The following is a 13209-nucleotide window of genomic DNA, read 5'->3' as shown; positions in this document are numbered from 1 at the left end:
GCGTAAAACTGGTCGTCATTCCTCAATGAAAAGTTGATCTGATAGGCCAGGTGCGAGCAGAGGCTTATCAAGCGGTGTGGGTCAACATTTCAGCAAACAGTGCAAAGCAAAACCCAAACACAGCTCCAAGAGGTGGTGCCCAGTGTTTTTTCAGTCGCGATTGTGGCGCGATATCCTGAAAGATCAGATAAAGAATGCCGCCAGCTGAAAATAGCATGATTGCCCCCATGATGGGTTCGTGCTCCGAGAGAAATGAATAACCGGTAATTCCCGCCAGCGGTCCTACTGGAACCAGGAGGCTCATTGTCAGCAACGTTTTTCTGGGGGAGGTGTTGTTTTGAGACTTAAGCTCCCTGTAGGCATTAAATCCTTCTGGCAGGTTTTGTAAGCCAATCAGCAATGCCAGCAACGGAGCAACGGGTGACCCCAGAGCGATTAGCCCTCCCAATGCGATGGCTTCGGGGACGTAGTCCAGGACCATTGCCATCAATTGGGGAGAGTCCCTCCGCCTCAAATCGAGTAATCGCTCAATGAGGAAGAACGTGATACCACCGGCGAGGACGACAGGAATTGAAAATACAGAATCACTCATAAATGCGGTTCCTTCTGGAACCAGAACGACAGAAACGGCCCCCAGAAGAATGCCGCCACCGAAGGCAATCAGAAAATGTCGAAATTCCTGTTCGAGCCAATTGGGTCGAATATGCTCGAAACTCGCGATAAGTCCACCTACGGGGATACAAATCCCGGCGGCAGTACTAAGAACAATAATGGTTGAAACCAGTGATATGTCCATATGATGTCCATTTGGCCAAGCGACAGTTGTTAAGTCGTCGTTTCGAATTGCTGCGATGCAGAAGCAGGGTCCGATGCCCCGCTGGTCCGCACATCAATAATAATGTGGGAGTGGCTCCCTCGGGCCAAGACGAGGTTGCAACTTATTGCTCCGGAGGCCGCTGGTTTGCATCGGTCAGGGTGCGTGGTCGATAGTTAAACCTGCCATCTTTCCAGCGGTTCCAGACACTGTTGTCAACCGAAATGTTGACCGCAGGGTGTCCGTTTATACCCTCGGAATATCTTCTGCAGAACCGGCCATCCCCCTCGCCTTTGATCTTGCGGAACCACGCGTAGGCGCCGTTCAGAAATTCCTTGAAGGAGTCTTTTGGCTCGGTTTGCCATGCATCGTCGGGAGCCTTGAATGGATCGAGCTTCAGCCCTGCTTTTTCAGCATTCTCCAGAATCCATTGCAACGGAATATCGGCAAGTGAATCCTTGGTACCATAGCCACCGCCCACATTCGCGTGGGCGCCAATAAACCAGCGCTGCTCAACCTCCAGATTGCGCTGTTTTTTGTTTCCATCGGCACTTGTCCACAGTGGTACGTCGTAGGCCGCCCTGTGTTCGTCCAGTGCAACCGCATGGTAGGCATAATCCACAATGCTGGAGAGTTCGGTATCGTGCCACGAGTACTTCCCCCTTTCGGAAAGGACCGTGCCGGGTACTCCCAGTGCGCCGACGGTATCCCATACGCCGATGAAGTGGATCCTCGGACTTCGGCTGTAGCGTTCCCTGAAATCCTTGCAGACGTCAGCATCTGGAGAGAGACCCTCGTCCCGGTAGATACTTTCAGCTTTTTCCAGCAAGCCCGGGGTGACGATATGCAGTAACCCACATTTGCGGATTAACCCAACGAGACTTCTTGCCGTATAGGCTCCACGACTGAAACCGAATATCCAGATTTCCTCTCCATCGGTGTAGCGTTTTGCAAGCCACTCGTATCCCGCCAGCAAATTTTTGCTAAGACCGTAACCGAACACGCCCCCTCTGAAACGCTCCAGCTTCGATGTGCCAACACCGGCGCTGTAGAAAAAGCGTTGTCGTATATCGCTATCATAATCATGAAGGCAGCGCGAGATACGATAAACATTTGTTTGATCTTCGGGATCGTTCCAGGTCCCGTCGAACAGCATAATCAGTCGTTGTTTTGCCATAGGGTTTCCTGCCGTCGCAATAAGGGGGCTTCACCACTTGCGTGGCAGTGCCTCTGTAGCCAATATGTGTGTCTTGTGTCAGTACACCATGAATATGAACCTGATAATTAATTCAAATCAAGTTGATAAGTAACAGGGTTTGCAACTGGTAAATCCTGCATCCATACTTTGAAAGTAATAACCCCCGTGTAGATCTGACTTGTTTTTTCTTCAGTAAGGAGAGCTTCATGAAATCTTTAGTAAAGTTTTTACCTGTTTTGATGGTGGTGGCGGTCACTGGTTGTGCAAGTAACTCATCGGTAGATGAGGTCAGGGCAATGGCGCAGGAAGCTCAGCGTTCAGCTGCAGAAGCAAGCAGGGCAGCCGCCGATGCCCAGCGGTCAGCTGATGCTGCAAATAAAGCTGCTGCCAATGCCCAAAGTACCGCTGACGAAGCAAAAACATCAGCATACGAAGCCAACGAGAAAATTGACCGGGCCTTTAAAAAGGCAATGGAAAAGTAGTCCATTTACTCAATCATATCCGGTCGGTTTGAGTGGTCTGACCGGATATGATTTCGGTAATACTCAAAATCTGATAATGAATGTGGCTGTATTCCCACTAGTGCGGGCATACCCGTAGCTTTTGTTATTGCAATATCGACCCTGTTCCAGTCAATCAGAACCTCCGGCTGTTTCTCCAGCATCGATGTCAGCTTATCGACAACCCCTGTTCGGTTTTCCTCCTGTACCACGCCATCAAGCTCCAGTGGGTGATGTACCTCCAGATAGAGCTTTTCGTCTTTCCAGCCAATTTTATAGGGCTGATTGACGATAGTGACAGGCGTATTAACCGGCGCGAGGTTATAGAGTTCTTCAATATGTTCGGGGTACATCCGAATGCAGCCGTGGGTGACTTGCATGCCAATACCAAAACGTTTGTTCGTACCGTGGATAAAGTAACTGGGAACATCCAGTGCCAGCAAATAGTCGCCAAGAGGGTTGTCCGGGCCAGCGGGAACGACTTTAGGGAGTAAATCTCCCCGGGCAGCGTGTTCCGCACGGATACTTTCGGGGGGATACCAGGATGGCTGTTCAACTCGCAGGGTGATGCGGGTTTCAGTCAGCGGTGTCGCCCAGTCCCTGCGACCCACGCTGATAGGGTAAACCGTCACGGTGTTGTGATTCTGCTCATCCCTATGGTAAAAATAAAGACGCATCTCCGCTGTATTGATGACAATGCCCTTGCGTGGCGCATCCGGCAAAATAACACTGAACGGCAATAATACTTTGCTACCGTCATCTGGAAGCCAGGCGTCGACATCCGGATTTGCCGAGCGGATCATGTTGTATCCCAACTGATGTCGTACTGCGATATCAATCAGCGTCTCTTCTCTTGATATGTAGGTGCTGCTGTTACTGCCCACCAGGTCCGTATTTGTCTCTGATGTCAGGATATGCCGATTCTCAGCCAGGCAGGGCAGGCAACAAAAAGCAACTAACAGGAGACCAAAGGCCCTGGCGCTTGTCATTGTTACCTGAATTGGCCGCCAAGCTGCCATTAGGGACGAATATCAATAGGTGTTCCCGGCTTAATGGCCGGCCAGATTTCATCCATATCCGCATTGGTCACTGCAATACAGCCATCGGTCCAGTTGAACATCTGAATCAGCTCGGGAGGTAACGTCGTATTATTGGGCATCCCATGAATCATAATCGAACCTCCCGGAGCAGCCCCAATGGCCAAAGCCCGCTTGGTATCCTGCTCATTAGGGTAGGAAATATGAATGGCCTTGTAAAAATCACTTTTTTCAGTCTTGAAATCCAGAATATAACGCCCCTCAGGTGTCCGCTCATCCCCAGCATGCAGCTTGTGCCCGCGCGGTCTTGGCCCCAGAGCGATGGAATACTCCCGGTATTTGATACCATCCCGAAGCAGGTAGAGCTTTCTCTCTGACTTATCGACCAGCACGCTGTCTGCAAGAAACCGCTCATCAGACATGGCCAGCTGGCAAACCAGCAAGCCGATTAATAAAACTTTGTACATGATAGGTAAATTTGCCCCAAGTGCTGTTCTGCTGTGAATACTGGCTGCGAATAGGCGATCAATTGGTAATTAAAGAGACCGTAACGATTATTCTAGATCAAGGATATTTGGTTTCGGGGTAATAGCATCAAATTTTACTGATTCGGGATAAGTTGACCACTAAAAATACAGCGTGTCAGTCTCGCGGTGAAAATAACCGTTACGACCCCTTTAGCGAAATATCTAAAGCATCTGCAAACTTGCATCCTGCGATCTGCCCATCAGTAACCGCGTGCCGATTAAAAACTTATGCCAGCTGCGGGCAACATTGCCGGCCAGAGCCAGCAGAATCCAGAATCCGATCAAATAAAATATCGTGGTGACCGTCCACCACCAGGCTGTCCAGATTTTTACGATTGTGTTTAACATCGATTCCGCCTCGGCGGCAATTTGTTCGGTGGCGGCTTTGAGCGCCTCAACTGCTGCCATGTTAAAGGTCAGATCGACATCAATATCGATATCTGGCAAATGAAAACCCGGAACATTTATATCGGGTAAATTAATCCGCTGCATATCCTTCACACCCGGAATGCGGTTGATGATCTTGATCATGCCGTTCAAAATTGATTCTAATGTTTTCGAAATTGCGCCTACGGTACCGCTGATGGCATACAGCGACTGACGGATAGGTTCAATCGAGCGTTTGATTTCTTCCGCGGCTTCGCCACCCTGATTTTTGATTTTCACGATTTCATCGGCAATGCGTCGGCCTTCCTCACGAATTTTTTTGATTTCATCTTTCGCCAACTCAATTTTCGGTTCAAGCGCCCTGCCTGCCCGTTCGATTTCGGTATTAATGCCGCCAATGATTTTCCAGCTACCGACCAACAACACCAGCAAAATCAACAGCGGAATCATGACCTTGAAAACTATCAGCAATCCGACAATACGCGGCCACAGACGTCCAAAGAAAGAGAGAACAGATTGAATAGTAGGCGGGCTTGCCAAGTTTGGGTTGTCCATAAACAATTCCAAAGAATTGGGTTGAATCAAGTATTGGCTATCAAAAGGGTCGGAGTAAATAAATTTTGATCAGTCTGGCGGTGAATATGGTTTAAAAAAATCGTTACGAACCTTTTCTTTTTTCAGTATCTCTCCTTTGAAGGTATCCATTAAAGTGAGTGTTGGATCGCCACTATTGATCCACAGATCAAGTTAAATTGATGGTGAGCGGCATAACCAGAACGTATTACGAAATGGGCCATGATTCCCTCGCCTGGATGGTATTGCCTGAGTTATCGCGGCACGTTGCATTTTGAAAAGGCTTGGTTGGGTGGCGAGTCTGGACGGGAGTTTAGCAGAGTGGAAAGGACAGTCTGAAAATCAGGCCTGCCGAAGTATTTGTAGACATAAATTCCATCGACTTCTCCACTATAAATAACCTAATGCTCAACTACGGCAACAGACTGAACGGCTTCGAGTTCTTCCGGTAATGTCAGGGATTGCTCTGCGTACCTTAGGGCGACTTTCGCGTGCCTAATCGCGGCTTGTCGTATCTCCTCATGCCCAATTAAAGTGAGAGCATGGAATGCCTTCTGCAAGCGAATAGCTACCTCGACTGCAGGTGCTCCATCCCGAGCAATCGCATTGAAGGCATCATCGAACATGTCATCCAGTGAGATTTCCCGGATCGCTATGCGATCGTATTTGATGGAGCTATGGTCGTTTTTTTCAGAGGCCTGTGCCCAACGCACGAAAAGACGGACCAGAGTTCCGATGATGTCGATAGCAGTGCCTGCGTCGTTCACAGCGGGAGACAGGGCTCGACTGGCGATTTGAGACAGGGCGATCAGGCCAAAACGAGGATCCGACTCAAAGGTTCTTTGATCGGAGATCACAAAAGCTTTGGTGACAGTCTCGGGGGGGACATCTCTCTCGAGGGTGTTTTGCCGCGCGATATACGCCAGAGGTTTACCTGGGGTGACAAAGGTGCCCGGGAGTACAGAGACAATGATCGTAATGTCAATTTGTTCAGCCAGCTGCTGTAGTTTTGCTACGTCAATATTTTGTACGTAGCCGACGGTCTCTGAATAGATGGGGGTTCCCTGGAGAGTGGCAGGTGCCTTCACCGCGCCCATTGTTGGTTGCTGAGCCTGAAGCTTTAATGCAGCATAAGTTGCGGTTTCCACCTTGTCGATCGTATTGTCCATCTGGCCAAGTCTTGCTATTCGATCAACCCAGCGCACGAAACTGAGAATAACAAGAGCGAATACAAAAATCAGAATAAGAAACAGGATGAGCCGACCCGCTTGCGAATAAAACCCGTTGAGTATCGCGCTCAAGGCGACGATGCTGAATATGAATGCGCCGATAAAAGTAGAGAGTGCATTTTGTGATACGTCGTCAGCAACTACTAGGGGAAATGAGCGGGGTGTTGCCGAGTTACTGGCGGATGCATAGGCCGACAACATTGAGCCCACGGCGAACACTGCAATAATGAGCATACTCGCCGCTGTGATCGCTAGCAGAGTTTCAATAGATTCTGAGCTAACGTTTGGTAAGGATTGTATCGGTGCAAAACGATCAGCCAGTCCCGCGACAAGCGCTGCGAATAGAGACAATAGGCAGCTTATCAGCGGTTTAAACCAGAGGCTTTCCCGTAGCCGAGCAAGATAGAATCTGGCTGTATTAGTAGTTTCTGAGTTGGACCCTGACCCTTTGGTCATAAATAAGACACAACTACAATAGCAATTTTATCAGGTTGTTTATTATTGAAAGCGTTCAAATTGTCTTTCTCTTTTATATCGCTATGAAACAAGCTCGGAGGGTCGCTGCTTTTCTATAAGCACAAATTTTTTTAACCAGTACTCAGGATAGAGTGGGTGGGATTTCTGGTTTGTGCATAGTGACGGCTTCCCCGTAAGCGGCCGCATTGCCGGTGTCGCATGCGATCATACATCGTTTTGTTATGCCCCGTTGGCTTTCAGGACATCGGCGTAGTCCTCGCCGAGACGGTGCTGGCTGACCACTTCTAACAGGGTTTTGCCGTCGGAGTTGGTGGCATTGAGGTTGCGGTCATCCTCGAGGAAGAATTTGATAAAGGTTTCGAAGTTTTCGATGTTCATGCCCCGATAGGCTTTTTCCAGCACATGGAAGTCGGCATCGACGCCCTCCGGTGGTTCGAAGTCGAGGAAGGTCTTAATACGCTCGTCGTCGAAAAATTCGCCGAGTACTTTGCGCTTGTCTTTTTTTAGTGCCATAAAAAAGGTTCTGTATATTGGTTGATCGTTAGAGAAGGGCGTTGAGTTTTTCCAGCAACACATCATTGACCTGCTGCGGGTTGGCCTGACCTTTGGACGCTTTCATGATCTGTCCGACAAAGTAGCCGAGCATTTTGGGTCGCTTGGTGACGTCGGCATTGCGGTAGTTGTCCACTTGCTGGGGGCTGTTGGCAATGACGTCGTCCACCAGTGCCTCGATGGCACCGCTGTCGGAGACCTGTTTCAGACCGCGGGCTTCGATGATGCCGTCGGCGTCGCCCTCGCCATTCCACATGGCGTCGAACACCTGTTTGGCCATTTTGCTGGAGATGGTGCCGTCTTTGAGGCGCGCAATCATGCCCGCCAGTTGGTCGGCGCTGACCGGACTGTCCTGAATGGCCCTGTCCTCGGCGTTGAGCCGTGCAGACAGTTCACCCATGATCCAGTTAGCGGCCAGTTTTGCATCGCTGCCAGCGGCAGCGGTTTGAAAGAATTGCGCGACGGCAGCATCCCCGCTGAGGCTGTTGGCATCGTAGCGGGACAGGCCGTACTGCTCGATAAAGCGGTCGCGGCGGGCATCCGGCAGTTCCGGTAGGGACTGGCGAATCTGCTCGATATAGTCGTCTTCGAACACAATGGGTAACAGGTCCGGGCAGGGGAAGTAGCGGTAGTCGTTGGCTTCTTCCTTGCTGCGCATGGCGCGAGCCTGTTTGGTGTCGCCATTGTAGAGCCGGGTTTCCTGAATGACCTTGTCGCCGTCCTCGATCAGGTCGATTTGGCGCTCCACTTCCATGGCGATGGCATCTTCCATGAACTTGAAGGAGTTGAGGTTCTTGGTTTCGGTGCGGGTGCCGAAGGTGTCGCTGCCCTTGGGGCGTACGGATATATTGACGTCGAAACGCATGGAGCCCTGTGACATGTTGCCGTCGCAGATACCCAGGGAGGTGACGATGCTGTGCAGCTTGCGGGCAAAGGCCACCGCCTCTTCGGCGTTGCGCATATCCGGTTCGGAGACGATCTCGATCAGCGGTGTGCCGGCGCGGTTGAGGTCGATGCCGGTCATGCCGTGCCCGTGTATCTCAAAAGAGCCTTCGTGCAGGGATTTTCCTGCGTCTTCTTCCAAATGGGCGTGGTGAATGCGGATGGATTTCTTACTGCCGTCCGCCAGTTCGATGTCCACATGGCCACGACCGACGATGGGCTTTTCCAGCTGGGTGGTCTGATAGGCCTTGGGCAGATCCGGGTAAAAATAGTTTTTGCGCTCGAACATCGATGTGCGGGCGATGTCTGCGTCGATGGCCAGACCGAACATGATGGCATCGCGAAATGCCTGTTCATTGGGCACCGGCAAAGTGCCGGGCATGGCGAGGTCGATGGCGCAGGCCTGAGTGTTGGGCTCGGCGCCAAAGGCGGTGCTGGCGCCGGAAAAGATTTTCGATTGGGTGGCCAGTTGCACGTGGACTTCGAGGCCGATGACGGTTTCCCATTGCATTATTCAAGGCCCTCCGGTGTGCGCTGGTGCCAGTCGGTGGCCCGCTGGAACTGGTGTGCTGCATTCAACATCAGGCCCTCGTCAAAATAGTTGCCGATAATTTGCAAGCCCACCGGCCTGTTGTCCACAAAGCCACAGGGCAGGGACATGCCGGGCAGGCCCGCCAGATTGGTGGCGATGGTGTAGACATCTTCCAGGTACATGGCTACCGGGTCGTCCCCCTTTGCGCCAAACGCAAAAGCGGGCGAGGGCGAAGTAGGCCCCATAATCACATCCACCATCGCAAAGGCATCGACAAAATCCTGTTTGATCAGGCGGCGCACCTGCTGGGCCTTCCGGTAGTAGGCATCGTAATAACCCGCCGACAGGCAGTAGGCGCCCACCAGAATGCGGCGTTTCACCTCGTCGCCAAAGCCTTCGCCGCGAGTGCGCATGTAGAGGTCGCGCAAATCCTTTGGGTCCTCGCAACGATAGCCGTAGCGCACCCCGTCGAAGCGGGACAGGTTGGCGGAGGCCTCCGCCGGGGCAATCACATAATAGGCGGGTACCGCCAGGTGAGAATGGGGCAGACTGATATCCACCAGGGTGGCACCCTGTTTCTCGTATTCGGTCAGCGCTTCGCGCACCGCCTGTTCGGTGCCGGGGTTGAGGCCCTCGCCGAAATACTCCTTCGGTATGCCGATTTTCAGGCCGCTCAGTGGCTGATTGAGGTTGGCGGTGTAATCCGGTACCTCGCGGTCAATCGAGGTGGAGTCCTTCGGGTCAAAACTGGCCATGGCATTGAGCATCAGTGCGCAGTCCTCGGCGGTGCGGGCCATCGGACCTGCCTGGTCGAGACTGGAGGCAAAAGCAATCATGCCCCAGCGGGATACCCGACCATAGGTGGGTTTCAGGCCGGTGACACCGCAAAGTGCTGCTGGCTGGCGAATCGAACCACCGGTATCGGTGGCAGTGGCGCCGGGGGTCAGACGGGCAGCCAGTGCTGCAGCGGAGCCACCGGAAGAGCCGCCGGGTACGCAGTTGATGTCCCAGGGGTTTTTGACCGGGCCGTAATAGCTGGTTTCGTTGGAAGAGCCCATCGCGAACTCGTCCATATTTGTTTTGCCGAGAATCACCGCGCCGGCCTGAGCAAAATTCTCTACCACGGTGGCATCGTAGGGCGGCACAAAGTTGTCGAGCATTTTCGAGCCGCAACTGGTGCGCACGCCGTTGGTGCAGAAGATGTCTTTGTGCGCAATCGGCACGCCGCAGAACAGCGGTGCGCTGCCACTGGCGCGCTGTCGATCGGCGGCTTCGGCACTGGCCAGCGCGGCCTCGGCAGTCACGGTAATAAAGCTGTTGTATTGTGGATCCAGTTGCCGGATGCGGTTCAGCAGGTGGCCGGTGATTTCCACACTGGAAAAGGCGCCGCTGTTCAGGCCGGCAATGATCTCTGCGAGGGTTTTGTTATGCATGGCTTGCGAGCGTCCTCAGTCGATGACTTTGGGAACCAGGTAAAGGCCCCCTTCGACGGCGGGGGCGATGGCCTGAAATGCCTCGCGCTGGTTGGTTTCGGTGACCACGTCAGGCCGCAGGCGCTGAATCGCGTCGGTGGGGTGGGCCATCGGGGTGACGCCCTCGGTATTGGCAGCCTGCAATTGGTCTACCAGTGCCAGCACGTCCGCGATACTGCGGGTGGTTTCCGTGATGGTGGCATCATTCAGTTCGATGCGCGCCAATTCTGCGAGCTTTTCGATGTCTGCACGTTCGATAGTCATGGTATGATTCTGCGCTGTTAACAGAGACGGTCAGTGCCTGATTTTGGTCTGACAAAATGAGGGGCGTAAGTTACCACATCCGCAACCGCAGGGGTACTCTGAAGGAGTGCTCGGATAGTGATTTTGTACGGGGATCAAGGACTTAAATCTTGCCCTGTGTTGTCGCGATTGGTAGAGTTGCCAGATTTCAGCGCCATCGGTCACCCTGTACCGGACTAAAATGGCCAACAAGGTAAAAATAGATGTTAAAAAGATTGCGCGGTATTTTTTCAAATGATCTGTCGATCGATCTGGGCACCGCAAATACACTGATTTATGTTCGCGAAAAAGGCATTGTTCTGAACGAGCCTTCCGTTGTAGCTATCCGTCATCACCAGGGTCAGAAAATTGTCGAGGCTGTGGGTGTCGAAGCGAAGCGCATGCTGGGTCGTACGCCGGGCAATATTACCGCTATCCGACCGATGAAGGACGGGGTTATCGCCGATTTTCAGGTCACTGAAAAAATGCTCCAGCATTTTATCAAGAAAGTACATTCCCACAGTCTGATTCCACCGAGCCCCCGGGTGTTGATCTGTGTGCCCTGCATGGCCACCGAGGTGGAGAAGCGCGCCATTCGCGAGTCTGCCTACAGTGCCGGCGCACGGGAGGTATTCTTGATTGAGGAGCCGATGGCCGCTGCGATCGGTGCTGGTATGCCGGTGGATGAGGCCTGCGGTTCCATGGTGGTGGATATCGGTGGTGGTACCACTGAAATTGCCATTCTGTCCCTGAACGGTGTGGTGTTCTCGGATTCGATCCGCATTGGTGGTGACAGATTTGATGAATCAATCAGCAATTATGTGCGTCGCAAGTATGGCAGCGTGATTGGTGACACCACGGCTGAGCGTATCAAGATGGAAATTGGCAGTGCCTACCCGGCCAGTGAGGTTCGTGAGATTGATGTGCGCGGCCGGAATCTGGCGGAAGGTGTGCCAAAACAGTTTCAGCTCAACAGCGACGAAATTCTTGAAGCCCTGCAGGAGCCGCTGGCAGCCATTGTCCAGGCTGTTAAACGGGTGCTGGAACAATCACCTCCAGAGCTTGCCTCGGATATTGCCGAAACCGGTATCGTACTGACGGGCGGTGGTGCGTTGCTCTGTGATCTGGACCGGTTGATCATCCACGAAACCGGTCTGCCGGTAATTGTTGCTGAAGATCCTTTGACCTGCGTGGCCCGCGGTGGCGGCAAGGCGCTGGACATGATGGACAAGCGCAGTATGGATGTGATGTCATCCTGACAGGGTACTTACTGGTTCTGACCCCAGATCATCAATAACAATACGGGGTGTTGCTATCAAGAATCTGTTTTCCAAAAGCTCGTCACCTGTACAGCGTTTACTGTTACTGGTAGCCCTTGGGCTGATTCTCCTGTTTGTCGACAGTTTTACCCCATGGCTCAAGCCCGCACAACGGTGGCTGGCAGAAGTCACCGTGCCCCTTTACTGGGTGTCGAACATCCCTGCCCGCCTGAGTGAGTACGGGCAGGAAACGGTGGTGGCGAGGCGGGAGCTGGAAGAAAACAATGAACAGCTGCGCACCGAGCTGCTGATCTACAAGGCCCGCATGCAGCGGATGGCGGAAGTCACCGCAGAAAATGTGCGGCTGCGCAACCTGCTGAACGCTACCGAGATGCTGCAGGACAGTGTCATGGTAACCGAGTTGGTCGGGGTTACACCCGACCCGACCCGCCACACTATTATGATCGACCGTGGCGAAGATCACGATGTCTACGTGGGTCAGCCCGTGCTCGACGCCGATGGCCTGATGGGGCAGGTGATTGAGGTTTACCGCAGCAGTAGCAAGGTGTTGCTGATTACCGATAGTGCCCATGCACTGCCCGTGCAGGTGTTGCGCAACGGTGTGCGCTCGATTGTCGAGGGCATGGGTGATTACAACAAACTGTCTCTTCGCTATGTGGCCAATAGTACAGATATAGAGGAAGGCGATCAGTTGGTCAGTTCCGGGTTGGGAGGACGTTTTCCGTCTGGCTACCCGGTGGGCACTGTCACTTCGGTAAGGGTGTTGCCGGGCCAGGCTTATCTGGAGGTGACCTTGACGCCCTCGGCAAAAATCGATCGCAGCCGGCATCTGCTGTTGGTGTTTTCCGCTATTGAGACACTGGGAGAGGATCGGGATGGTACAAGATAGTCCATCAGTTTATGTCTGGAGTGCGTTGACCATACTGATTGCGATTCTGCTGCAGATGCTGCCTCTCTCCGCTGCTGCCGCCCAATGGCGGCCCCAGTTTGTTCTGCTGACAGTCTGTTACTGGTTGTTTCGTCGTCCGCTCTTGCACGGGATCGGTTTTGCCTGGCTGTGCGGACTGGCGCTCGATTTTGTCATTGGTGATCTGATTGGCCGACATGCACTGGTGTTTGCCATTTGCGCGTGTATTCTGCTGTTGTTGCAGCAACGTATGCGACATTTCAGGCTGGTGCATCAGGCCATACTGGTATTGTTATTGGTAGCTTTGAGCCAATGTCTGGTTTATGTGCTGACCCTGATACTCCGCTTCGACTGGCAGGGCACAGTGCGGCTTGCCCCGGCAGTATCTTCCATGTTGTTCTGGCCAGTGCTTGTGATCGTGTTAAGCCGTCTGCACTGGACCCGCTGGGGCGAAGAGGAGATTTCTCCCGGCCCCTGACTCTGTTGCCCCCGGGTAATCT

The 13209-nt window shown here is 52.8% G+C and carries 14 protein-coding genes; 4 read left to right on the top strand and 10 right to left on the bottom strand.

What is annotated here, in order from left to right; all coding sequences use genetic code 11:
- Window positions 1-67: 67 nt before the first annotated feature.
- Complete coding sequence (locus U740_RS01065) at window positions 68-796, bottom strand: ZIP family metal transporter (RefSeq protein ID WP_036858513.1); 729 nt, start codon at window positions 794-796, stop codon at window positions 68-70.
- A 142-nt stretch (window positions 797-938) separates the two neighbouring features.
- Window positions 939-1991: a T6SS phospholipase effector Tle1-like catalytic domain-containing protein gene (locus U740_RS01060; protein ID WP_051921101.1), complete on the bottom strand. Its 1053-nt coding sequence runs from the start codon at window positions 1989-1991 to the stop codon at window positions 939-941.
- 227 nt (window positions 1992-2218) lie between these two features.
- On the opposite strand from U740_RS01060, the gene U740_RS01055 reads away from it, so the two are divergent.
- Window positions 2219-2494, top strand: coding sequence for an Lpp/OprI family alanine-zipper lipoprotein (locus U740_RS01055; RefSeq protein ID WP_036858511.1), 276 nt, complete (start codon window positions 2219-2221; stop codon window positions 2492-2494).
- 5 nt (window positions 2495-2499) lie between these two features.
- Here U740_RS01055 and U740_RS01050 read toward each other — a convergent pair whose 3' ends face one another.
- From U740_RS01050 to gatC, 8 genes are all read right to left on the bottom strand, one after another.
- Window positions 2500-3501 carry a L,D-transpeptidase family protein gene (locus U740_RS01050; protein WP_051921100.1) on the bottom strand — a complete coding sequence of 334 codons (1002 nt, stop codon included), beginning with the start codon at window positions 3499-3501 and terminating at the stop codon, window positions 2500-2502.
- A 29-nt stretch (window positions 3502-3530) separates the two neighbouring features.
- Complete coding sequence (locus tag U740_RS01045) at window positions 3531-4016, bottom strand: L,D-transpeptidase family protein (RefSeq protein ID WP_036858510.1); 486 nt, start codon at window positions 4014-4016, stop codon at window positions 3531-3533.
- A gap of 222 nt (window positions 4017-4238) precedes the next feature.
- A complete protein-coding gene (locus tag U740_RS01040; protein ID WP_152556762.1) occupies window positions 4239-5048 on the bottom strand; it encodes a hypothetical protein in 810 nt (269 codons plus the stop codon).
- 389 nt (window positions 5049-5437) lie between these two features.
- Window positions 5438-6721, bottom strand: a complete 1284-nt coding sequence (locus U740_RS01035) for a DUF2254 domain-containing protein (protein WP_036858508.1) — start codon at window positions 6719-6721, stop codon at window positions 5438-5440.
- A gap of 240 nt (window positions 6722-6961) precedes the next feature.
- Window positions 6962-7255, bottom strand: a complete 294-nt coding sequence (locus U740_RS01030; protein WP_036858507.1) for a PA4642 family protein — start codon at window positions 7253-7255, stop codon at window positions 6962-6964.
- Window positions 7256-7283: 28 nt separating this feature from the next.
- The gene (gene gatB / locus U740_RS01025) at window positions 7284-8747 is read right to left on the bottom strand and encodes an Asp-tRNA(Asn)/Glu-tRNA(Gln) amidotransferase subunit GatB (RefSeq protein ID WP_036858506.1); all 1464 of its coding nucleotides are present in this window, start codon (window positions 8745-8747) and stop codon (window positions 7284-7286) included.
- Window positions 8747-10201: an Asp-tRNA(Asn)/Glu-tRNA(Gln) amidotransferase subunit GatA gene (gene gatA, locus U740_RS01020; RefSeq protein ID WP_036858505.1), complete on the bottom strand. Its 1455-nt coding sequence runs from the start codon at window positions 10199-10201 to the stop codon at window positions 8747-8749. The genes gatB and gatA overlap by 1 nt, the downstream gene beginning before the upstream one ends.
- Window positions 10202-10216: 15 nt before the next feature.
- A complete protein-coding gene (gene gatC, locus U740_RS01015) occupies window positions 10217-10504 on the bottom strand; it encodes an Asp-tRNA(Asn)/Glu-tRNA(Gln) amidotransferase subunit GatC (protein WP_036858504.1) in 288 nt (95 codons plus the stop codon).
- A gap of 242 nt (window positions 10505-10746) precedes the next feature.
- Here gatC and U740_RS01010 point away from each other — a divergent pair, with 242 nt between their 5' ends.
- From U740_RS01010 to mreD, 3 genes are read left to right on the top strand one after another with little or no spacing between them, the layout of a single operon-like run.
- Entirely contained in the window at window positions 10747-11781 is a 1035-nt protein-coding gene (locus U740_RS01010; RefSeq protein WP_036858503.1) for a rod shape-determining protein, read from the top strand.
- 34 nt (window positions 11782-11815) lie between these two features.
- A complete protein-coding gene (mreC, locus tag U740_RS01005) occupies window positions 11816-12691 on the top strand; it encodes a rod shape-determining protein MreC (RefSeq protein ID WP_327078599.1) in 876 nt (291 codons plus the stop codon).
- Complete coding sequence (gene mreD / locus U740_RS01000; protein ID WP_051921098.1) at window positions 12678-13187, top strand: rod shape-determining protein MreD; 510 nt, start codon at window positions 12678-12680, stop codon at window positions 13185-13187. The genes mreC and mreD overlap by 14 nt, the downstream gene beginning before the upstream one ends.
- Window positions 13188-13209 lie beyond the last annotated feature (22 nt).

Source organism: Porticoccus hydrocarbonoclasticus MCTG13d (assembly GCF_000744735.1).
Taxonomy (GTDB): domain Bacteria; phylum Pseudomonadota; class Gammaproteobacteria; order Pseudomonadales; family Porticoccaceae; genus Porticoccus; species Porticoccus hydrocarbonoclasticus.
This window is presented reverse-complemented; position numbering and strand designations above follow the sequence as displayed.